Origin of the sequence: Nocardia sp. NPDC088792 (assembly GCF_044750615.1) — a bacterium.
Taxonomy (GTDB): Bacteria; Actinomycetota; Actinomycetes; order Mycobacteriales; family Mycobacteriaceae; genus Nocardia.
Map to the genome: position 1 here is coordinate 575,850 of NZ_JBIVKC010000001.1, position 21,091 is coordinate 596,940.

The following is a 21,091-nucleotide window of genomic DNA, read 5'->3' on the forward strand; positions in this document are numbered from 1 at the left end:
TAGGAGAGGCCGGTATACCCTCGGCCCATGAGTTCCCCGGGGGAGATCCATCGTTCGGCTTCGACCTGGCAGCAACCCGTTCCCGCATCGGCGTCGGCCGAGCGCACCGCACTGGTCGGACAGGTGGCCGACCGCATCCTGGCGCTGGGGCCGGGACGGCTGCGGGTGGGCATCGACGGGTTGACGGCCGCCGGGAAAACGAGTTTCGGCCATGAGGTCGCCGAATGGATCAGCCGAGCGGGACGGCCGGTATTGCGAGCGAGCCTGGACGACTTCAAACGGCCGTGGCGTGAGGCGCATCTGTACGACCGCTTGTCCGGTGCGGGCTACTACCGCAATGCCTTCGACTATCCCGCGATCCGGACCCTGCTGCTGGAACCCTGCGGTCCGGACGGTTCCGGCCGGTGCGCATTGTGCGCCACCGATCCACTGACGCAGATCGACCATTCATCGGAGCTGATCCAGGTCGCCGAGAATGCGGTGCTGATCGTGGACGGCGTCTTCGCGTTTCGCCCGGAGATCAACGCGCACTGGGATTTCCGCATCTGGCTGGAGGTGTCGCCGGAGGTTTCGGTGCGACGCGGCGCGGCCCGCGACAATGATGAAGCGCTGCACCGGGATCGGTATCTTCCGGCCGAGCGGATCTACCTCGCCGAGGTCGACCCGCTGTCTTTCATGGACGTCGTCATCGACAATTCGATCTTCGAACGGCCCCGGCTGACGTAGCGCGGAGTCCCGCCCGGCTGCTCGGCGTCGCAGTAGTGCCCGCCCTCGAGTTCAATCCTGTTGCGGGAGGCTGAATCCCACTTCCGCGCCGCCCTCGGCACGGTTCGTGGCGAAGACCGCACCCTGATGCGCGGTGACGATATCGTGCACGATGGCCAGGCCGAGTCCGGAACCGGGCGTGGCGCGCGTGCGGTCGGCGCGGTAGAAGCGGTCGAAAACCGCCCGGTAATCCTGCGGGTCGATGCCGGGGCCGTGATCGCGCACCACCAGCCGGGTGTGGTGGATGTGCACGGCGACGGAAGTTTCGTCCGGGCTGTATTTGGTGGCGTTGTCCAGCAGATTGTCGATGGCGCGGGCCAGGGCGCGTGGCCGCGCGGTCACGGCGAGCGGGGCGTCGGCGGTCACGGTGACCACGCGGCCGGTGCGCCGGCGGACCCGCTCGGCGCGGTCCTCCGCCAGTTGCGGAAGGTCCACCGGCACCGGCGTTTCCGTCGCGTATCGGTCGGCGGAGAGGTCGACCAGCTCGCCCACCAGGTCGTCGAGCGCCTTGGCTTCCTGTACCAGCGTGGTCAGCACCTGGGTCTCGTCCTCGGGAGCCAGCCGGCCGCGGGCGCGCTTCAGCAGTTCGGCGCTGCCCCGGATCGAGGTCAGCGGGGTGCGGAGTTCGTGGCTGGCATCCTGCACCAGCCGCTGTTGCTGGGCGCGTGAAACCCGCAGGGCCGCAAGCATGCTGTTGAAGTTGCGGGTCAGTTCGGCGACTTCACCGCTGCCCGGATCCGGCAGCACCGCGGACAACTCCTGGGTGCTGGTGATGTGCGCCGTCGCCGCGGCCAACCGGCGGATGGGCCGCAGGATGCGACCGATCAGCAGCCAGCTCAGCAGCGACACCACCGCCACCGCGGCAATGGTGAGCGATACTGTGCGCCACAGGAATTCGCTGTCGATGCGTTCCACCTCGGCGATGTTCTGACTGACCATCACCGCGCCGCCGCCGTGCGGGCGGGCCTTGGTGAGCACGTCGTAGCTCACGCCGTCGACGACGATGCTGTTCGAATTGCTGCCCTGCCCCGAGGCGGCCACGGCCCGGTCGGCATCGGTGACCGGCAAGGGTTTCCGGCCCCGGGTCAGCAGTTGCACGCCGCCGTCGGGCAGCAGGAGTTGCTCGGTCATATCCGGTCGCACCGGCAGCGGGGCGGCCGTATCGAGGATGGCCAGCACGGTGTCGGCGCGGTCGGACAGGCCGCGTTCGATCTGGGTGGCCACCAGCGGCGCGACACTGCGGTAGGCGCTGGTGACGGTGATGAGAATGGCCGCCACCGCGGCGATCACCGCCACCAAGGTCAAGCGAGCCCGCAACATCACGGCACCCGGACGGAGTAGCCGACCGTGCGGACGGTGTGGATCAGCCGGGGCGCGCCGCCCATTTCGGTCTTGCGCCGCAGGTAGCCGATGTACACGTCGAGCGAGCGCGATTCGGTGTCGAAATCGAAGCCCCAGATGTGTTCGTAGATCTGGGTTCTCGACAGCACCACGCGTTCGTTGCGCATGAGCAGTTCGAGGACGTCGAATTCGGTGCGGGTCAGATCGAGCAACACGCCGCCGCGGCGTACCTCGCGGGTGGCCGGGTCCAGCACCAGATCGGCGACGGTCAGCAGGCCGGCGTCCTCGGGGACGTCGAAGGTGCTGCGGCGCAACAGGGCCCGCAGGCGCGCCAGCAGTTCCTCGGTGTCGAAGGGTTTGGGCAGGTAGTCGTCGGCGCCCGCGTCCAGTCCGGCGATGCGGTCGCCGACCTGGTGGCGCGCGGTGAGGACCAGGATGGGCAGCCGGTCGCCGCGCCGGCGCAGCAGCCGGCACAGCGACAGGCCGTCCAGTTGCGGCATCACCACATCCACCACCGCCAGGTCCGGGCGCTCCCGCTCGAGCAGTTCGAGCGCTTCGCGCCCGTCGGCGGCGAGCAGGACCCGGTAGCCCTCGAAGCGCAGCAGCTGGTCGAGGGTGGAGCGCACGTTCGGGTCATCCTCGGCGACCAGGACGGTCGCGACGGTCTGGCTCGAGCCCATGGCCTGCCTCATGGTGGTCATGCGTCCAGTCTGGACGGTGGTGGATTTGCCGGTGTGTCGCGGGCGCTCAGTTCGTGACCGGTCTCACCACGATCGGCGGGACGGTGGCCACGCACTCGGTCGAGGCCACGGCGCCGGTGCGGACGAATCCGGCGATCATGCTCACCACGCAACCGCTCGGCTCCAGGTCCGGCACGTGACCGGTATTGGGCACCGAGACGAAGGTGGACCGGGCGAACTTCGCGGCCACCAGCTTGCCGTTGGCATCCGGGGTGATGGCATCCAGATCACCGGAGAGCACCAGCACCGGAACATCGGGCATCGCCGTCCGGACCTGGTCGGGGCGTTCATGATTCGCGATGCCCGGCCAGCGCACGCAGATATCGCCGCCGTCACGCTGACCGTCCTCCCAGCCCCGCGCACTGAACGCGCCCAGCGTCGCCGGCACCTTGGCCAGCGCGGCGTCGAACTGCTGCTGCCGCTGCGGCACCGGGGCGTTCATCGACCACAAGGTCGCATAGTCGTTGCAGGCCACGGTGATATAGGCGTTCATGTTCTCGTAGCCGGTACCGCCCATGGCGGACTGCACGAATTCCTTCAGCCCGCTGTCGTCACCGCGGGCCCCGGCGTGCAGGGCCGACGGCAACAGGCCGAGCGCGGTCAGCTCCTTGGGCTGCGCGCCGACATTGGTACTGGCCGCCTCGAAGACCAGGTTCGCCAGCTTGCCCTCGTCCAGCAGCATCGGATGCGGTTGCTGAATCTCGACCGGATGTTCACGCAGCCGCGCGGCCACCGTGGTCAGGTCCGCCACCGCGGTCGGGCCGTCGCAGGCCCGGCTGCGCTCGCAGATGCGTTGCAGCGTCAGCGAAACCGCCTCCGCATTGGGCCGCTGCAGCCGATCGAACTCGGCCGGATAGGCGCCGGTGAGCACCATGGACTGCACGTGGTCGGGATGCCGTTGCGCGTAGACCGGCATCAGATAGGTGCCGTAGGAGATGCCGTACGGCACCACCTTGTCGATGCCGAGCTGCTCGCGTACGGCGTCGAAATCGTCGGCGGTGGCGGCGGTGGTGTAGCCTGCGGCGCGCGCACCCAGCTGCTTACCGCAGCTCTCGACGGACGCGAGTTGTTCTTCCCGGGTGCCGTATTCGAAGCGTTCATTGTCGACGCCGCAGTTCATCGGGCCGGAGACCCCGGTGCCGCGCGCGTCGATCAGCAGCAGGTCGTGATCGGAGATCAGCTCCTGCGCCACCGACACCGCTTCGGCGGCATGCGAAATCAACGGCACGCCCGGCCCGCCCGGATTGGGGAGCACGGTGCCCGCGGCGGGCGTACCGGTCTCGGTGCGCCGCACCATCGCGTAACCCACATCCACCGTGCCGAGATCGGGCTGTCCCGCCACCAGCGGACGCTGCACCACACCGCAGTCGACGGTGTGCCCGGCCACCGTCGGGCACCAGTCCGGAGTCTTGGCGGCAGTGCCCGAATCCGCGCTGTCGCACCCCGTGATCATCCCGCCGACGACAGCGGCGGCCAGCGCCACACTCACCGCCGAACGCACGAATACGCGCATACCGCAGCCCCTTTCGATCCTCGCGTCCCGGTTCTTCCCGGAACGTCGAGGACGATCCTGGGTGCGCGACGTCAAAGCCCTCGCAAGCCGATGACAAAAGCGTGTAAGAATCCGCGAACCGGGGTGCGGCAGCGTTATCGGACGGCGTCCCGCTCCTGCTCGGCGAGGCGGGCCAGCTCGAGTACCTTCGGGTCGGCATTGTCCGCGCGCCACACCAGCAGCGTTCGCGCCGCGGGCAATCCGGTGAACGGCACGAACACCACCTCCGGATGCGTGAAGCGGGTCGGCATGGCGGCGGTGGTCACGAAGACGGCCTCGCCGTGCGCCACCGCGCTCAGCATCTCCGGCTCGGTGCGCGCCGGGGGCGCGGTCGCGATCGGGCGGCCCGTGGGAGTGGATGACCCGGGCCAGAAGCTGCGCGCGAACTCGAACACCACATCCGGGTGCGGCTGGATCACCCGCACCTCGGCCAGCTCCTCGATATCCACCTCGGCGCGACCCGCCCAGCGATGGCTGCGGCCGACCGCCAGCAGCCGCGGGAACACCGCCAGTTCGGGACCGACCGTCAGATCCGGCTGGGTGACCGGGGCCAGTGAGATCTGGCAGTCGATCTCGCCGCGCCGCAGCGGGCCGTAGATATCGGTCCACTGCACCTGGATGAACGACACCGGATAGTCCGGATACTGCCGGCGGAATCGCCCGATGGGCCCGTCCAGCGTGCTGCCGTAGGGTCCGAGGAAACCGATGCGCAGGCGCCGCGCGCTCTCCCGGACCTCCACGAAGGCCTGCCACAGATCGGCGAAGGCGGGCGCCACCCCCGCCAGTAGCTGCTCGCCGAGCGGATTGATCCGGACCCGGCGGCTGGTGCGATCCACCAGCCTGCGCCCGATCCGGTTCTCCAAGGACCGGATCAATTGACTCACCCTCGGCTGGGACAACCCCAGCCGCTGCGCCGTCCGGCCGAAATGGAGCTCCTCCGAGAGCACGAGAAAGGCTTCCAATTCCGCTGGATCGACCCGGAAATTACCTGCTGATTCACTCATTAGCATTGCTGATCGATACTGCCGGAACTCGCCATTGATAGCCAACTCGAACCGGGGAACGCTGACTCGGTGGCTACCTCACATCTGAAGAGCTTGCGGGCGTTCATCGAAGCGCTCGAGGAGATCGGCGAGATCCAGCGGATCGACAAGACCGTCGACTGGAATCTGGAGATCGGCGCCGTCATTCGCCGCTCGTACGATCTGCGCGCACCCGCACCCCTGTTCACCAGCATCAAGGACTACGAGGACACCGGATTCCGGGTGCTCGGCGCACCCGGCGGACTGTCCGCGCCGGAACACCGGCTCGCGCGCATCGCACTGTCCCTCGGCCTGCCGGCCGGCGCCTCCGGGCAGGAGATCATCGAAGCCATTGTCGCGGCGCGCAGTAAGCCGGGCATTCCGCCGCAGGTCGTGGCGGCGGATACCGCGCCGTGCAAGGAGCACATCGTGCTCGGCAACGAGGTCGATCTGAATGTGTTCCCGACACCGCTGATTCACGGCAATGACGGTGGCCGGTACATCCAGACCTGGGGCATGAACATCGTCAAGACGCCCGACGGGTCCTGGACGAACTGGTCGGTCAACCGCATGATGGTCGCCGGCAAGAACACCCTCGCGTGCCTCATTCCCGGGCCGCAGCACCTGGGCATCATCCGCGCGCAATGGGCCGCCGAAGGCAAACCGACGCCCATCGCCCTGGCCCTTGGCGTCGAACCCGGCCTGCCGTTCGTCGGCGCCATGCCGCTGCCCGAGGGCGCGGACGAATCCCATTTCCTGGGCGCGCTTTTCGGTGAGGGCATCGAGGTGGTGCCCGCCGAGACCGTCGACCTCATGGTGCCCGCCACCGCGGAAATCGTTATCGAGGGCCATATTTCGTTCGACGAGACCGTCGAAGAGGGGCCGATGAACGAATACCCCGGCTACAACGCCCGGGAGCATTCGCTCAAGCCGCTGTTCCGCGTCTCCGCCGTCACCTACCGCGACGGGGCCATCCTGCCGGTGGTCGCGGCCGGGCCGCCGGTCGAGGAGGACCACACCGGCATCGGCACCATGCACGCCGCCGAAATCCTCTTCGAACTGCGCAAAGCCGAACTGCCCGTGGCCTCGACCTGGTTCAGCTACGAATCCGCCGTGCACTGGCTGATCGTCGCCGTGCGCTCGGATTGGCACGCGACGACGGGGCTGTCCTCGGCCGAACTCGCGCAGCAGGTCGGCGATATCGTCTTCGCGGGCAAGGCCGGATTCGGCGTCCCGAAGGTACTGCTGGTCGAGGACGATATCGACATCACCAATGTGGACGAGGTGGTGTGGGCCTTCGCGACCCGCGCGCATCCGGAACACGGCGAGGTGCATTTCCCCGCGGAACTCACCGCGGCGCTGTCGGTTTACCTGTCCGAGGTGGAACAGCACAGCTACAAGGCAGGCAAGGTCGTCTACAACTGCCTGCTGGCTGACCTTTTCGACGAGAACGATCGACCGATCAAGGGCAGCTTCCAGAACGGCTGGCCCGCCGAAGTGCAGCAGCTGGTGCTCGACAACTGGGAGAAGTACGGCTACCGCTGATACGCAGCGTCACTGCTATCGCCGGCGCTCAGCGTATTTCGAGATCCGCGGCCGCGAGGTCGCGGATCAGCAGGGCGGCGTGCAACGAGGTCCTGGTCTCGCCGTCGTCCAGGTCCACGTCCAGGATGCGCTCGATCCGGGACAATCGGTCGTAGAGCGTGGGGCGGCTGATATTGAGGCGCTTGGCGAGTTCGGTCTTGTTGCCGGCCAGGTCGAGGAAGGCCCGCAGGGTGCTGGTCAGATCCGCGGCCTGGCGGATGTCGTGGCGCAGCAGGGCGCTCAATTCGGTTTCGGCGAAACGCTGTACGCCGGGCTCGTCGCGAATCAGCGACAGCAGCCCGCGCAATCGCACATCACCGCTGCGGTAGAACGGCCGCGACGCCGAGGACACCAGCGACAGCGCAACTTCCGCCACATGCGCGGCCTGCGCCAGCTCGCGCGCGGTATCGAGCAGCGACTCGGATTCGGTGCCGACGCCGATGACGGCCCGGTCCACGCCCGCCACCCGCCGCACCTCGGCCAGCACCGTCAGGCAGACCCGGGTGAGGATCTCGTCGAGCTCCCCGGTGCGGGATACGGCCAGCAGCAGGTTGATCCGGCTGCCGTGGTCGGGTGCGCACAGCGCGGTGGCCTTGGCCAGGCCGATGCCGTGGGTGGCCGCGTCCAGCAGGGCGGCCGTACGCCGCTGCTGCGCCACCGGATCGGATTCGACCGGCGCCGCGACATCCACCGCGAGGGGCACATAGCGGGCGCGACGAGCCAGGCCGAGGGCGGCGGCCAGGGCCAGCGCATCCCGCTCATCGGTGAGGCGCCCGGTCTGCATGTCGTCGATGAGCCCGGTCTGGGCCTGCCGGTGCAGGCCGAAGCGATCCCGTTCGATCATGCGATGCAGGGTCAGGGTCTGCGCGGCGCGCTCCAGCACCATGCGCGCCCGGGTGCCCGGAACCCGGCTGGAGCGCACGATCAACCGGCCCCAGCGTTGCGTGTGCGGGCCCACCGGAACGACATTCGCGTCCTCGTCGGGCAGCAGCCGCGACGTGGTCTCCCAGCGCTCGAGCAGCACCGATGTGGACATGTGCCGTGCGGCGGAGGCCAATACGCGATGGGTCAGGTCCTCCAGCACCACCGACGCGTCCAGCATCCCCGCAGCGGTTTTCACGATTTCGGCGAGTGCGGCGCGGCGCACACTCAGCGCGGTGAAGGTCTCGTGCACCGTGCGCGCGAACTCCAGCTCCGCGTACTGATCGGCCACGATGACGCGGTGCACCGCCTCGGTCACCTCCACGAACCGGACCACCCGGTGCAGGACCACGATCGGCAGACCCAGCCGATCCGCCGTCTGCGCGAGCACGGGCGGCAGCTCCCGCAGATAGGTGCCCAACTCCACGACCAGACCCGAAACCCCCGCCGCGGCAAGCGCTTCCAGATAGGCCACCGCCGGCCCCTCGCCACCGGACAATGCCTGCCCGGTGGTCAGGATCAGTTCCCGGCCGACCAGTAGCTTCGCCACGTCCGGCAGTTCGCTCACGTGCACCCAGCGCACCGGTCGATCCAGCGACCCACCGCCCGCGACCTCCGGCTCCCCGGCACGCACCACCGGTATGGCAAGGATGTCCGCGACGGTAAGGAGCACCGACGAATCGTAATACGACAGCCGAAAACATGTACATATCGTCGGCCGCCGAACCGGCCGATCGGATGCAGAGTGGTAGCCATGCAGACCATCGCCCACTGGCTCGACGGCAAGCCCTTCGCCGGCACCAGCAGCGCCACCGCGCCCGTCACCAACCCGGCCACCGGCGCGGTGACCGCACAGGTCGCCCTCGCCGACGCCGCCGATGTGCGGGCGGTCGTGGACGCCGCCGCCGCGGCCTTCCCGGCCTGGCGCGACGCCTCCCTCACCAAGCGCACCCAGGTGCTGTTCCGCTTCCGCGAACTGCTCAACGAGCGCAAGGAAGAGCTCGCGGCCCTCATCACCGCCGAACACGGCAAGGTGCTCGCCGATGCGCTGGGCGAAGTCACCCGCGGACTCGAGGTGGTCGAATTCGCCTGCGGCATACCGCACCTCTTGAAGGGCGGATACACCGAGAACGCCTCCACCAAGGTCGACATCTTCTCCGTGCGCCAGCCGCTCGGGCCGGTCGCCGTCATCTCGCCGTTCAACTTCCCCGCCATGGTGCCCATGTGGTTCTTCCCCGTCGCCATCGCGGCCGGAAACACCGTGGTGCTCAAGCCGAGCGAGAAGGATCCGTCGGCGTCACTGTGGATCGCGGCGCTGTGGCAGGAGGCCGGGCTGCCGGACGGCGTGTTCAATGTCGTCCAGGGCGATAAGGTCGCGGTGGACGAACTGCTGGAAAACCCTGCCATCAAGGCGGTTTCGTTCGTCGGGTCCACACCCATCGCCAAGTACGTGTACGAGAACGGCACCAAGCACGGCAAACGGGTGCAGGCGCTCGGCGGGGCCAAGAACCACATGGTGGTACTGCCCGACGCGGATCTGGACCTGGCCGCCGACGCCGCCGTGAACGCGGGCTTCGGCTCCGCGGGCGAACGCTGCATGGCCATCAGCGCACTGGTTGCCGTCGGCGATATCGCCGACGATCTGGTGGCGCGAATCACGCAGCGGGCCGAGACCATTCGCACCGGCGACGGCACCCGGGGCACCGATATGGGACCGCTGGTCACCCAGGTGCACCGCGACAAGGTGGCCTCCTACATCGCGGCGGGCGAATCGGCCGGAGCCACCGTCGTGCTCGACGGCCGCACGGTCGAGGCCGACGGCGCGGCGGACGGATTCTGGCTCGGCCCCACCGTTCTCGACCATGTCACCACCGAGATGACCGTCTACACCGACGAGATCTTCGGCCCGGTGCTCTCGGTGGTCCGCGTGGAGTCCTACGACGAGGCCCTCGCCCTCATCAACGGCAACCCCTACGGCAACGGCACCGCCCTGTTCACCAATGACGGCGGCGCGGCCCGGCGCTTCCACAACGAGGTCGAGGTGGGCATGGTCGGCATCAACGTCCCCATCCCGGTGCCCATGGCCTACTACAGTTTCGGTGGCTGGAAGAACTCGCTGTTCGGCGACTCGCACGCGCACGGCGTCGACGGCGTGCACTTCTTCACCCGCACCAAGGCCGTCACCACCCGCTGGCTCGACCCCAGCCACGGCGGGCTGAACCTCGGCTTCCCGCAGAACCACTGAGCCCGGAAGGACCGCCACCATGAGCCTCCCCAATGGCCTCACCCCGGACACCGCCCGGGCACAGGCCGCCCGCGCCTACGAACTCGACCGCAAGCACGTCTTCCACTCCTGGTCCGCGCAGGCGGCGCTGAAACCCATGGTGATCAGCGCCGCTCAGGGCTCGTACGTGTGGGACGGCGACGGCAACCGGCTGCTGGACTTCTCCTCGCAGATGGTGAACACCAATATCGGGCATCAGCATCCGAAGGTGGTCGCGGCCATCCAGGAGCAGGCCGCCAAGCTGTGCACCATCGCGCCCGGCTACGTCAATGACGCCCGCTCGGAAGCGGCCCGGCTGATCGCCGAGCACACCCCCGGCGAGCTGAACCGGATCTTCTTCACCAATGCCGGCGCGGACGCCGTCGAGCACGCGGTGCGCATGGCTCGCCTGCACACCGGACGGCCGAAAGTCCTTGCGCGGTACCGGTCGTACCACGGCGGCACCGAGACGGCGGTCAACCTCACCGGCGACCCCCGCCGCTGGCCCAACGACCACGGCAACAGTGGCGTCGTGCACTTCTTCGGGCCGTTCCTCTACCGCTCGCAGTTCTACGCGGGCACCGAGGCCGAGGAATCGCAGCGGGCACTGGAGCATCTCGAGCAGACCATCGCGCTCGAGGGCCCCGACACCATCGCGGCCATCATCCTGGAATCCGTGCCCGGCACCGCCGGAATCATGGTTCCCCCACCGGGATACCTGGCCGGCGTCCGCGAACTCTGTGACCGCCACGGCATCGTCTTCATCGCCGATGAAGTGATGGCGGGCTTCGGCCGCACCGGGAAATGGTTCGCCATCGACAATTTCGACGTCGTGCCCGACCTCATCACCTTCGCCAAGGGCGTCAACTCCGGTTATGTGCCGCTCGGCGGCGTGGCCATCGCCCCGCACATCGCCGCGACCTTCGACAATCGCGTCTACCCGGGCGGCCTCACCTACTCCGGCCACCCCCTCGCGACCGCGGCGGCCGTGGCGACCGTCAATGCCATGCGGGAGGAGGGCATAGTCGAGAACGCCGCCGATATCGGCGCCCGCGTAATCGGCCCCGGCCTGCGGGAACTCGCCGAACGCCACCCCAGCATCGGCGAGGTGCGCGGTCTCGGCGTCTTCTGGGCGGTGGAACTCGTGCGCGACCGCGAAACCCGCGAACCCCTCGCCCCTTACGGCGGCACCAGCCCGGCCATGACCGAAACCGTCGCCGCCGCCAAGGCCGCCGGTCTGCTGCTGTTCGTGAACTTCAACCGCCTGCACGTGGTGCCGCCCTGCACCATCACCGAAGGCGAGACGAAGGAGGGCCTGGCCATCCTGGACCAGGCCCTCACCATCGCAGATGGGTACACGACCTGAGCTACGACAGACCATGCCCGGCCCGGCGCGCCCGAGTACCCTCGCTCGCGCCGGGCCATACCTCGTCGTACGGGTGCCGCGGGCACTTGCGGCACAGCCTGGGCGGCAGCGAATCTGGAGTCCCGCATCGTGTATTCGACCAGTGAGGAGCGCGCAGTGGGCGCACAAGAACTGCAGTTCATCGACGGCGCACGACGTACGGGTTCGGGGGCGGCGCTGTCCGTCCTCGCGCCCGCCGACGGCGACGTCATCGTATCGGGGGCGGGCGCGGACGCCTCGGACGTGAATACCGCCGTGGCCGCGGCTCGTGCGGCCTTTCCGCAGTGGGCGGGGGCGACCCCGGGCGCGCGGTCGGACATCATGCACGAGTGGGCGCGGGTATTGCGCGGGCGCGCAGCCGAATTCGCGGCGATGGAGAGCCGCAACGCGGGTAAGCCGATTCGGCTGGCGAGCGAGTTCGATGTGCCGGGGACCATCGACAACACGGCGTTCTTCGCCGGTGCGGCAAGGAATCTGGAGGGAAAGGCGGCGGCCGAGTACTCCGGCGATCACACCTCGTCGATCCGGCGGGAGCCGCTCGGCGTGATCGGCTCCATCGCACCGTGGAACTATCCATTGCAGATGGCCGCGTGGAAGATCCTGCCCGCGGTGGCGGCGGGAAACACCGTGGTACTCAAGCCTTCCGAGCTCACGCCGCTCACCTCGCTGCTGTTCGCGGAGACCGCGATCGCGGCGGGTGTGCCCGCTGGCGTGATCAATATCGTCACCGGGACGGGTGCGGCGGCCGGGCAGGCGCTGGTCGAACATCCGGAGGTGGCCATGGTGTCGTTCACCGGATCCACCGGGGTGGGCCGCCGGGTGGCAGCCGCCGCGGCGGGCTCGGTCAAGCGGGTGCACCTGGAGCTCGGCGGTAAGGCGCCTTTCGTGGTGTTCGACGATGCCGATATCGAGGCGGCGGCGCGTGGCGCGGTGGCCGGGTCGCTCATCAATACCGGGCAGGACTGCACCGCTGCCACCCGCGCCTATGTCCAGCGTCCGTTGTTCGACGAATTCGTGAGCCGGGTGGCCGATCTCATGGATCAGGTGCGGCTCGGACCGGTGGAGGACCCGGAAACCGATCTGGGCCCGCTCATCTCGCTGCCGCACCGGGACAAGGTGAGCGACCTGGTCGACCGGGCGCGCGAGGCGGGCGCGAAAATCGTTCGGGGCGGCCGGATTCCGGACCACACCCCGGCCGGCGGCGCGTACTACGAGCCGACGCTCATCATCGGCGCGGCACAGGATTCCGAGATCGTGCAGCAGGAGGTCTTCGGCCCGGTCCTGGTGGTGCTGCCCTTCGACACCGACGACGAAGCCATCGCCCTCGCCAATGACACGCCCTACGGACTCGCCGCCTCGGCATGGTCCTCGAATGTGTTCCGCACCCAGCGGGCGAGCCGGGAAATCCAGGCCGGTTGCGTGTGGATCAACGACCACATTCCGATCATCAGCGAAATGCCGCACGGCGGGTACCGGGCCTCCGGTTTCGGCAAGGACATGTCCACGTACGCGTTCGACGAATACACCAATATCAAGCACGTCATGTCGGATATCACCGGGCTCGCGCACAAACCGTGGCATGACGTGATTTTCCGGCCGCGATAGGCGCATTTGGGCGACGGTTCCAGCCGGCGGGCCGTTTTTGGGTTATTCTCGGGCGCACACACACGTTGTGCCAACCGCAGGAGCCCCGAAATGGACCCCCTTCCGACGCCCCGAAAGGCGTTCCGGTCCATCATGCAGCCCCTTGCCGCGTCGCGAATCATCGCCATGGCACTGCTGGTCTTCGTCATCGCCGGGCAACTGCGCATGCGCCGCCGCTCCGATGACCGCGCCGCCACCAGCTGATTTCCGCGAAAGCCGCCGGTAGATCCCCCGCTTCGGGCGATCTCCGGCGGCTTTCGCGCATCCCGAGACCAACGCACCTCGTTGTTGGGCCGGACGGCCGGACCGTACGGCAAGAGAGAAGGAGTTGATCGGCCATGCAGGCCAAAGGAAGCAAACTGTGGGCGTCGGCACTGTCCGCAGCAGCGCCGACGCCGTACTGGACCGACCGGCCCGACCGGCCCGTCCCCACCGAGCCCCTCACCACCGCGACCGACGCCGACCTGGCCGTCATCGGCGGCGGATACAGCGGATTGTGGACAGCCCTGCTGGCCAAGGAACGGAACCCCGGCTCCGATGTGGTGCTGGTGGAATCCGGAATGTGCGGCCACGCCGCCTCGGGCCGCAACGGCGGCTTCTGCTCCGCCAGCCTCACTCACGGGCTCGGCAACGGGATGGAACGCTTCCCCGACGAGATAGACGATCTGGAACGCTTCGGCCGCGCGAATCTCGATGCCATCGAGGACGCCGTGCTGCGCTACCGCATCGACTGCGATTTCGAGCGCACCGGCGAAATGGAGGTCGCCACCGCGCCCCACGAGCTGGAATGGCTGCGGGAGAACTACGACGCCGCCACCTCCCTCGGCTACCGCAGCGAACTGCTGGACGCCGCCGCCGTGCAACGGCACGTGCACTCCCCCACCTACCTCGGCGGCTGGTGGGACCGCGACGGCGTGGCCATGCTGGACCCGGCGCGACTGGCCTGGGGATTGCGGCGCGCCTGCCTGGAATCGGGTGTGCGCATCTACGAAGGCACTCCCGTGCAACGCATTTCACGTTCACACGGCGGCGCGCTGGCGCTGCACACTCCGCACGGCGAAGTGCGCGCACCCCGGGTTGCACTGTGCACCAGCGCATTCCAGGGACCCCTGGCGCGAATTTCGCGGCATGTGGTGCCGGTCTACGATTACGCGCTCATGACCGAGCCGCTCACCCGCGAACAGCTCGACGCCATCGGCTGGAGTTCGCGCATGGGACTCGGCGATGCCTCGTATCGATTCCACTATTACCGGCTCACCCGTGACAATCGCATTCTGTTCGGCGGCTACGACGCCATCTACCACTACGGCAATCGCATAGCGCCGCAACTGGAATACAACGAGGAGACCTTCGAAACACTGGCGCGGCATTTCTTCCAGACCTTCCCGCAGTTGGACGGTTTACATTTCACCCACCGCTGGGGCGGGGTCATCGATACCTGCTCGCGGTTCTGTGCCTTCTTCGGCTCGGCCTACAAGGGCCGGCTCGCCTACGCTGCCGGATACACCGGGCTCGGGGTGGGCGCGACCAGGTTCGGCGCGGAGGTCATGCTGGACCGGTTGTGGGGGCTCGACACCGAACGCACCCGGCTGCGGCTGGTCCGCACCCGGCCGCTGCCGCTGCCGCCGGAACCCTTGCGCTCCGCCGGAATCAACCTCACCCGCTGGTCGCTGGCCCGCGCCGACGCCCACCACGGCCGCCGTAACCTGTGGTTGAAGACCCTCGACTACACCGGCCTGGGATTCGACAGCTGAATTGACTACGACAAGGATGACCCCTGTGCCCGACGCTAATTCCGGCCGGGGCGGCCCGGTACTCGACGACATCTCCAAACGCATCATCGCCGAACTCCAGGAGGACGGGCGGCGAGCGTACGCGTCGATCGGAAAAGCGGTAGGACTATCGGAAGCGGCGGTCCGGCAACGCGTGCAGAAGCTGTCGGACGCGGGGGTCATCCAGATCGTCGCGGTCACCGATCCGCTGCAGGTCGGGCTGTTCCGGCAGGCCATGATCGCGATCACCGTCGACGGGCCGGTGCAGCCGGTGGCGGACGCACTGGCCCTCATCGACGAGATCAACTACGTGGTGGTCTGCGCCGGGCGCTACGACCTGCTGTGCGAGGCCGTCTGCCCGGATGACGCGGCGCTGTTGGAACTCGTGTCGACGCGGATCCGGACCCTGGCCGGGGTCCGGCACGCGGAGATCATGGTCTACCTCAAGCTGCGCAAGCAGACCTACAAATACGGAACCCGCTGATTTGCAGCCGAATTCGCTGATCCCCCCGGCTCACTCCACGGGAGCAGTGAGGGCAGCGAGTTCGGCCGCGAGATTGGCACGGGCAGCCGCGGCGTAGCGGGCCTGGGCGGTCGGGGTGCGGAAGAGCCGCTCCTGATCGACCAGGCCCTGCAGCACCGCCGCCCGGCCCGCGCGGAACAGCTCGTCCGGGACGTGGGCGTATTCGGCGCGCACGGCGGAAGTGTATGCGGCATAAGTGGATTCGTCGGCCGCCAGAATGGCCAGATCCGCATCGCAGAGCACCGCGCCGTTGCGATCGGACGGAGCGGGATGATGCCCGCCGGTGAGCCGCACCAGGCGCGCCACCTCCGCCACCGTGTCCGGCGGGACGCCCAGCCCCGGAAGCGTGTCCTCGGCCAGCCGCGCGCTGGCCTCTTCATTGTCGGTGCCGTCCACCTCGTAGACCGCGTCATGAAAGAACGCCCCATACCGCACCGCATCGATATCCGTTGCGTCCGCGGCCAGATCGTCGATCACCGCGAGCATCGCCGCCAGATGCTCGACGGTGTGATACCGCCGATGCGGCTCGCTGTAGCGGCGCACCAGGTCCACCCCCACCGCACGGGCAGCGTCGCCGGCCAGTTTCGTCCAGCGGTTCAGCAACTCCGTGTCCAGACTCGTGTCCATCCAGGCAGTCTGCCGAATATGCCGACCGGGCGACACCCTCTCGAGGTTACTGTGAGCCATGTCTATGCAACCGCGCCGCTGGACCCCGCCCAAGGCCACGGCCCGCGCCCGTGAAACCCGCAGCGTCCCACCATTACCGCCGGTCCGGCTGTTGGAACTCCCCGGACGTGGACCCGAGGATGTGGTGCTCGCCCCGGACGGCCGGGTACTCACCGGACTGGAGAACGGCGCGATCCTGGCGGTCGATCCCGAGACCGGGGCCGTCGAGCAGATCGCGCACACCAAGGGCCGGCCGCTGGGCCTGCACGCCGAACCCGATGGGGCCGTGCTCATCTGCGATTTCGGGGGCGGACTGCTGCGCCTCGACAAGCCGGGCGGGCAGCTCGAGGTGCTTGTCTCCGAGGTCGAGGGCAAGCCGCTGAACTTCCCCAGCAATGTGGTCGCCGATACCGACGGCACCATCTACTTCTCGGAGTCCACCCGGAACTGGCCGCTGCAGCAATACATGGGCGACATGCTGGAGCACTCCGGCACCGGCCGGCTCATGCGGCGCAATCCCGGCGGCAGCGTCGAAATCCTCATCGACGGACTGGATTTCGGCAACGGCATCGTGCTCGCCCCGGACCGCTCGTGCGTGCTGGTCGCCGAGACCGGCGGCTACAGCATCCGGCGGCACTGGCTGACCGGGCCGCAGGCCGGGACCACCGATTACTTCGCCGAGAACCTGGCTGCCTTCCCCGACAATATGGGCCTGGGTAGTGACGGACTGGTGTGGGTGGCGATGGTCGCGCCGCGAAATCCATTGCTGGACACACTGCTTCCGCTGCCCGGCATCCTGCGGCAGCTGGTGTGGGCGATTCCCGAAGCGCTGCAACCGAAACCGGCCCGCACTGTCTGGATCATGGCCTACGGCTTCGACGGCCGGCTGGTCCATGACCTGCAGCACGAAGGCACCGACTACGGCATGGTGACCGGCGTGGCCGAACAGAACGGCACGCTGTACCTGGGCAGCCTGAGCGAAACGGCTATCGCCGTAGTACAGGTGCCCTAGTTCGGCCCGGCCGTCAGTTCTTCTGGGCCTCGTCCTGGGCGTGCTGGGCCTGGGCCAGCTGGGCGGGTGTGTAGCGCAGGGTCAGGGCGAGCACGCCCATGATCGCGGTGCCGATGGCGCACACTCCCAGCACCAGCATGTAGCCGCTACCCAGCGCACCGATCTGGGTCGATGTCATCTCGGTGACCTTGCCGGACTTGCCGCCCAGCGACAGTGTCCGAGAGAGGGCCACCGGGCTCAGCAGGCCGACCGCGAACGGGGTGCCCATGTTCATGAACATCTGCCCGACCGCGGACAGCGGGCCGATATTCGCCATGTCCACGCCGACCAGTACACACAGCGGCAGGATCACGATGGTCATGCCCACACACGCGCCCACCACGCCGAGCAGGATCAGCAGCGTCGGGAAGTAGTGCACGGAACGATCCAGCGTGGAACCGAAGGCCAGGCCCGCCGCCAGCACCAGCGCCGCCCCGAACAACAGCCAGCGCGGCTGCACGAACTGCACGGCCTTGGACGCGATACCGGTGCCCACGCCCGCGCCGAGCGTGAACGGGATGCTGGCCAGACCCGCCATGAGCGGGCTGTAACCGAGCACATTCTGCAGGAACTGGGCCACGAAGAAGGTGGTCGCGCCGAGCACGCCGGAGGCCAGGAAGATGGCGACGAAGGAGATCACGCGGTCGCGGCTGTCGAACAGCGACCACGGCAGCAGCGGATTCAGCACATTACGCTCGGCGAAGACGAAGGCCAGCAGCAGCACCAGACCGCCGATGAGCGCCCCGAGGATTATCGGACTGCCCCAGCCCATTTCGGGTCCCTCGGTCGCGCCGAAGACGATGGCCGCACAGGCCAGGGTGCCGAGCACCGCGCCACGCACATCCAAGGAGGTGCGGTGGTGCTCGGTGTCACGTAGCTCGTAGAGGGCGCCGATCACGATCAGGATGCCGATCGGCACATTGATCCAGAAGATCCAGCGCCAATCCACCTGCGTCAGCGCACCACCGATCACCAGACCGCCGACCGAACCGATACCGACCATGGATCCGAAGATCGCGACCGCCTGATTACGGGCCGGGCCGGGCGCGAAAGTGCTGGCCACCAAGGCGAATGCGGTCGGCGCGGCAATCGCCGCACCGGTGCCCTGCAGGGCGCGGGCCGCGATCAGCCAGGCCTCGTTCTGCGCGGTACCGCACAGCGCCGAAGCCAGCGTGAACAAGGCGACGCCCATGATCAGCATCCGTTTACGACCGAACGAGTCGCCGAGCCGCCCGCCCAGCAGCATGAGACCCGCGAACGGCAGGCCGTACGCCGTCACCGTCCACGCACTGCCCGCATTGGACAGTCCCAACTGCTCCTGCACCCGCGGGAGCGCCAGGATCATGACGGTGCCGTCGAGCACCACCATCAACTGCAGCCCGCTCAACACGAGAATGGCGAGCCCGAACGCCCGCTTGGTCACCGGATACTGCATCGTCGCAGCGGGGTTATCGAGCACCCCGCCACTGTAGTGGATGCCCCGGTCAGTGAGTGCTCTCATCCCGGCGCACGTCATCGGGGGCGCCCGCGGTGAAACCCGCGGTCGGGCCGATGACGATGATGGCGGGCGGGCGGATCGCCTCGGCACGCACGCGTTCGGCGACCGTAGCGAGGTCGGCGCGCAGGATCCGCTGGGTACGGAGGCTGCCCTCCTGGACGACGGTGACGGGAGTCTCCGCAGCGCGGCCGCCTTCGAGGAGGGCTGCGGCGAACTTCTCGATGCGTTCGACGGCCATCAGCAGCACGATCGTGCCACGCAACCGGGCCAGGGCGGGCCAGTCGACCAGGGAATCCGGGTGGTCGGGGGCCACATGGCCGGAGACGACCACGAATTCGTGCGTGACACCGCGATGCGTCACCGGAATACCGGCCAGCGCCGGAACCGAGATGGCGGAGGTCACGCCCGGGACCACCGTCACCGGCACACCCGCCTCGACGCACGCCTCGAGTTCCTCGTAGCCGCGACCGAACACATAGGAGTCGCCGCCCTTGAGACGAACCACGAGCTTGCCCGCCCGCGCACCCTCGATGAGCGCCTTGTTGATGGCCTCCTGGGCCATGGCGCGACCGTACGGAATCTTGGCGGCATCGATCACCTCGACCTCGGGACCGAGCTCGGCGAGCAGCTCCGGCGGCGCGAGCCGGTCCGCCACAACCAGATTCGCCCGCGCCAGCAGCCGACGGCCACGCACAGTGATGAGGTCCGGATCGCCGGGACCGCCACCGATGAGCGCCACCCCGGGCGCCACCGGAGCCGAATCATCGGTCACCACACCGGATTGCAGCGCCTCCAGCAGTGCGTTGCGCACCGCGGCCGAACGACGGTGCTGACCGCCCGCGAGCACGCCCAGGGTCATGCCGTCGTGGCGCGCGGTCGCGGGAGTGACCGCGGTGCCCAGGCGGGCGGTGTCGGCGCGCACGCAGAAGATGCGCCGCCGGGTGGCCTCCGCGACCACGGCCGCATTGGTATCGGGTTCGTTCGTGCAGGCCATGGCGTACCAGGCGCCGTCCAGATCGCCGTCGGCGTAATCGCGCAGTTCCAGTTTCAGCAGGCCGGAGCTCGCCATTCCCTCGACGGCCGGGGTGGCCTCACGGCTGATCACGTGCACCTCCGCGCCCGAGGCGATGAGCAGGCCGAGGCGACGCTGGGCGACCGTCCCGCCGCCCACCACGACGACACGGCGACCGCTCAGATCGAGACCCACCAAGTAATTGGGGTCTCCTCCGGCATTCGATCCTGCCTGGTCCTCGGGGGTGGCTGACGCATTCTGCACAAGGACTGAGATTACGGCCTGCGCGCACACGCATCACACGCACCCGGCTTACTTCTATGCTCTTCTGCTATGAAGCGCCGTGGGGTTATGAGAAGCCGTGTGGTGTTCGGAATGCTTGCCATGGGAATTGCTCTGCTGCTGCCGCTCACCGTGCCGGTCACGGCGAACGCCCAGACCTATGTCCCCTCCCCGGGAGTCGAAACGAAGTACTCCGGGCCGGGGCCGTGGGCGGTGACCGCCCAGCAAGGTTTCGGCTGCTGCGATTCCACCGGCGCCGCCTACGACATCTGGTATCCGGCCGATCTCGGCGCGGGCGGCTTCCGGCACCCCATCATTACCTGGGGCGACGGCACCGCCGCGCATCCGAACCAATACGCCTATCTGCTTTCGCATCTGGCGTCGTGGGGGTTCGTGGTGATCGCCACCGAGAACGCGCAGACCGGTTCCGGGGCCGATATCGCCGGGGCGGTGGATTACCTGCTGGGGCGTGCCGCCGATCCGGGCAGTGTCTTTCATGATCGGCTCGATGCGGATGCCGTTGCGGCGGTGGGGCATTCGCAGGGTGCTACCGGGGCGCTCAATGCCATGATCCGATCCGGCGGGCGGATCCGGACGGCGGTGCCGATCGAGCTGCCGGCGCAGATCTGGTGCAGCACCGGGTCGTGGTGTCCCGATACTCGAAGTCTGACCGGGGGTTCGGTGTTTCTGGTGAACGGCTCGTCGGATGGCATCATCGCGCCGTCGGAGCAAGGGCTGCCGGCACAGCTGGTCGGCCTGCAATCGATGCGCGCGTATTACGACGCCGTTCCGGCGGGCGTGCCCAAGGTGTGGGGCACGCTGATCGGGCCGAATCACAATGATGTTCAGGGACAACCGGATTGCGCCACTGCCTCCTGGCCATGTGTGGAGGGCGTGTACGGGTATCTCGGGTATCCCACGGCCTGGCTGGCGGCCCGCCTGCTGGGCAATGCGGATGCCCGGCAGGCGTTCGTCCCGGGGACCGGCGCGTTCTATGCGCCGAATCCGAACTGGATCAACCAGATCGGGGATCTCGGTCCCCGGTGACGT

At 68.2% G+C, this 21,091-nt stretch carries 18 protein-coding genes; 10 read left to right on the forward strand and 8 right to left on the reverse strand.

Annotated features, from left to right (window positions below; genetic code table 11):
- The first annotated feature begins 27 nt into the window (after positions 1 to 27).
- Complete coding sequence (locus tag ACIP5Y_RS02875) at positions 28 to 726, forward strand: hypothetical protein (RefSeq protein ID WP_400347022.1); 699 nt, start codon at positions 28 to 30, stop codon at positions 724 to 726.
- Between the two features lie 51 nt (positions 727 to 777).
- On the opposite strand, the gene ACIP5Y_RS02880 is transcribed toward ACIP5Y_RS02875, so the two are convergent.
- The 4 genes from ACIP5Y_RS02880 to ACIP5Y_RS02895 all read right to left on the reverse strand — a co-directional run bounded on the left by ACIP5Y_RS02880 (position 778) and on the right by ACIP5Y_RS02895 (position 5,402).
- Entirely contained in the window at positions 778 to 2,085 is a 1,308-nt protein-coding gene (locus ACIP5Y_RS02880) for an ATP-binding protein (protein ID WP_400347023.1), read from the reverse strand.
- Positions 2,085 to 2,798: a response regulator transcription factor gene (locus ACIP5Y_RS02885; protein ID WP_400349079.1), complete on the reverse strand. Its 714-nt coding sequence runs from the start codon at positions 2,796 to 2,798 to the stop codon at positions 2,085 to 2,087. The genes ACIP5Y_RS02880 and ACIP5Y_RS02885 overlap by 1 nt, the downstream gene beginning before the upstream one ends.
- Positions 2,799 to 2,853: 55 nt before the next feature.
- On the reverse strand, positions 2,854 to 4,359 hold the full coding sequence (locus tag ACIP5Y_RS02890; protein WP_400347024.1) for an alpha/beta fold hydrolase: 1,506 nt from the start codon (positions 4,357 to 4,359) through the stop codon (positions 2,854 to 2,856).
- Positions 4,360 to 4,493: 134 nt separating this feature from the next.
- Complete coding sequence (locus tag ACIP5Y_RS02895) at positions 4,494 to 5,402, reverse strand: LysR family transcriptional regulator (RefSeq protein ID WP_400347026.1); 909 nt, start codon at positions 5,400 to 5,402, stop codon at positions 4,494 to 4,496.
- A 69-nt stretch (positions 5,403 to 5,471) separates the two neighbouring features.
- Here ACIP5Y_RS02895 and ACIP5Y_RS02900 point away from each other — a divergent pair, with 69 nt between their 5' ends.
- Positions 5,472 to 6,965, forward strand: coding sequence for a UbiD family decarboxylase (locus tag ACIP5Y_RS02900; RefSeq protein WP_400347028.1), 1,494 nt, complete (start codon positions 5,472 to 5,474; stop codon positions 6,963 to 6,965).
- 28 nt (positions 6,966 to 6,993) lie between these two features.
- Here the strand turns inward: ACIP5Y_RS02900 and ACIP5Y_RS02905 are convergent, their stop codons facing one another.
- Entirely contained in the window at positions 6,994 to 8,598 is a 1,605-nt protein-coding gene (locus ACIP5Y_RS02905) for a PucR family transcriptional regulator (RefSeq protein WP_400347030.1), read from the reverse strand.
- A gap of 81 nt (positions 8,599 to 8,679) precedes the next feature.
- Here ACIP5Y_RS02905 and ACIP5Y_RS02910 point away from each other — a divergent pair, with 81 nt between their 5' ends.
- From ACIP5Y_RS02910 to ACIP5Y_RS02935, 6 genes are all read left to right on the forward strand, one after another.
- Complete coding sequence (locus tag ACIP5Y_RS02910; RefSeq protein WP_400347032.1) at positions 8,680 to 10,170, forward strand: CoA-acylating methylmalonate-semialdehyde dehydrogenase; 1,491 nt, start codon at positions 8,680 to 8,682, stop codon at positions 10,168 to 10,170.
- A 19-nt stretch (positions 10,171 to 10,189) separates the two neighbouring features.
- Positions 10,190 to 11,554 carry an aspartate aminotransferase family protein gene (locus tag ACIP5Y_RS02915; protein WP_400347034.1) on the forward strand — a complete coding sequence of 455 codons (1,365 nt, stop codon included), beginning with the start codon at positions 10,190 to 10,192 and terminating at the stop codon, positions 11,552 to 11,554.
- Positions 11,555 to 11,710: 156 nt separating this feature from the next.
- Complete coding sequence (locus ACIP5Y_RS02920) at positions 11,711 to 13,198, forward strand: gamma-aminobutyraldehyde dehydrogenase (protein ID WP_400347036.1); 1,488 nt, start codon at positions 11,711 to 11,713, stop codon at positions 13,196 to 13,198.
- A 90-nt stretch (positions 13,199 to 13,288) separates the two neighbouring features.
- On the forward strand, positions 13,289 to 13,441 hold the full coding sequence (locus ACIP5Y_RS02925) for a hypothetical protein (RefSeq protein WP_400347038.1): 153 nt from the start codon (positions 13,289 to 13,291) through the stop codon (positions 13,439 to 13,441).
- Positions 13,442 to 13,575: 134 nt separating this feature from the next.
- Positions 13,576 to 14,991, forward strand: coding sequence for an NAD(P)/FAD-dependent oxidoreductase (locus ACIP5Y_RS02930; protein ID WP_400347039.1), 1,416 nt, complete (start codon positions 13,576 to 13,578; stop codon positions 14,989 to 14,991).
- Between the two features lie 16 nt (positions 14,992 to 15,007).
- Positions 15,008 to 15,493: an Lrp/AsnC family transcriptional regulator gene (locus tag ACIP5Y_RS02935; RefSeq protein ID WP_397002401.1), complete on the forward strand. Its 486-nt coding sequence runs from the start codon at positions 15,008 to 15,010 to the stop codon at positions 15,491 to 15,493.
- Positions 15,494 to 15,523: 30 nt separating this feature from the next.
- Here ACIP5Y_RS02935 and ACIP5Y_RS02940 read toward each other — a convergent pair whose 3' ends face one another.
- Positions 15,524 to 16,159, reverse strand: a complete 636-nt coding sequence (locus tag ACIP5Y_RS02940; RefSeq protein WP_400347041.1) for a metal-dependent phosphohydrolase — start codon at positions 16,157 to 16,159, stop codon at positions 15,524 to 15,526.
- A gap of 58 nt (positions 16,160 to 16,217) precedes the next feature.
- On the opposite strand from ACIP5Y_RS02940, the gene ACIP5Y_RS02945 reads away from it, so the two are divergent.
- The gene (locus ACIP5Y_RS02945; protein WP_400347043.1) at positions 16,218 to 17,210 is read left to right on the forward strand and encodes an SMP-30/gluconolactonase/LRE family protein; all 993 of its coding nucleotides are present in this window, start codon (positions 16,218 to 16,220) and stop codon (positions 17,208 to 17,210) included.
- Between the two features lie 13 nt (positions 17,211 to 17,223).
- Here ACIP5Y_RS02945 and ACIP5Y_RS02950 read toward each other — a convergent pair whose 3' ends face one another.
- Positions 17,224 to 18,684 (reverse strand): MFS transporter, encoded by a 1,461-nt coding sequence (locus tag ACIP5Y_RS02950; protein WP_400349081.1) that lies wholly within the window; start codon positions 18,682 to 18,684, stop codon positions 17,224 to 17,226.
- 49 nt (positions 18,685 to 18,733) lie between these two features.
- Positions 18,734 to 20,023: a uroporphyrinogen-III C-methyltransferase gene (gene cobA / locus ACIP5Y_RS02955; RefSeq protein ID WP_400347044.1), complete on the reverse strand. Its 1,290-nt coding sequence runs from the start codon at positions 20,021 to 20,023 to the stop codon at positions 18,734 to 18,736.
- 120 nt (positions 20,024 to 20,143) lie between these two features.
- On the opposite strand from cobA, the gene ACIP5Y_RS02960 reads away from it, so the two are divergent.
- Complete coding sequence (locus ACIP5Y_RS02960; RefSeq protein ID WP_400347046.1) at positions 20,144 to 21,088, forward strand: hypothetical protein; 945 nt, start codon at positions 20,144 to 20,146, stop codon at positions 21,086 to 21,088.
- The last annotated feature ends 3 nt before the right edge of the window (positions 21,089 to 21,091 follow it).

What these genes read in the sequence shown, in the direction of transcription:
- ACIP5Y_RS02875 (WP_400347022.1), top strand. Translation starts at nt 28, where the DNA reads ATGAGTTCCCCGGGGGAGATCCATCGTTCGGCTTCGACCTGGCAGCAA.
- ACIP5Y_RS02880 (WP_400347023.1), bottom strand. Translation starts at nt 2,085, where the DNA reads ATGTTGCGGGCTCGCTTGACCTTGGTGGCGGTGATCGCCGCGGTGGCG.
- ACIP5Y_RS02885 (WP_400349079.1), bottom strand. Translation starts at nt 2,798, where the DNA reads ATGAGGCAGGCCATGGGCTCGAGCCAGACCGTCGCGACCGTCCTGGTC.
- ACIP5Y_RS02890 (WP_400347024.1), bottom strand. Translation starts at nt 4,359, where the DNA reads ATGCGCGTATTCGTGCGTTCGGCGGTGAGTGTGGCGCTGGCCGCCGCT.
- ACIP5Y_RS02895 (WP_400347026.1), bottom strand. Translation starts at nt 5,402, where the DNA reads ATGAGTGAATCAGCAGGTAATTTCCGGGTCGATCCAGCGGAATTGGAA.
- ACIP5Y_RS02910 (WP_400347032.1), top strand. Translation starts at nt 8,680, where the DNA reads ATGCAGACCATCGCCCACTGGCTCGACGGCAAGCCCTTCGCCGGCACC.
- ACIP5Y_RS02915 (WP_400347034.1), top strand. Translation starts at nt 10,190, where the DNA reads ATGAGCCTCCCCAATGGCCTCACCCCGGACACCGCCCGGGCACAGGCC.
- ACIP5Y_RS02925 (WP_400347038.1), top strand. Translation starts at nt 13,289, where the DNA reads ATGGACCCCCTTCCGACGCCCCGAAAGGCGTTCCGGTCCATCATGCAG.
- ACIP5Y_RS02930 (WP_400347039.1), top strand. Translation starts at nt 13,576, where the DNA reads ATGCAGGCCAAAGGAAGCAAACTGTGGGCGTCGGCACTGTCCGCAGCA.
- ACIP5Y_RS02935 (WP_397002401.1), top strand. Translation starts at nt 15,008, where the DNA reads ATGACCCCTGTGCCCGACGCTAATTCCGGCCGGGGCGGCCCGGTACTC.
- ACIP5Y_RS02940 (WP_400347041.1), bottom strand. Translation starts at nt 16,159, where the DNA reads ATGGACACGAGTCTGGACACGGAGTTGCTGAACCGCTGGACGAAACTG.
- ACIP5Y_RS02945 (WP_400347043.1), top strand. Translation starts at nt 16,218, where the DNA reads ATGTCTATGCAACCGCGCCGCTGGACCCCGCCCAAGGCCACGGCCCGC.
- ACIP5Y_RS02950 (WP_400349081.1), bottom strand. Translation starts at nt 18,684, where the DNA reads ATGCAGTATCCGGTGACCAAGCGGGCGTTCGGGCTCGCCATTCTCGTG.
- ACIP5Y_RS02960 (WP_400347046.1), top strand. Translation starts at nt 20,144, where the DNA reads ATGGGAATTGCTCTGCTGCTGCCGCTCACCGTGCCGGTCACGGCGAAC.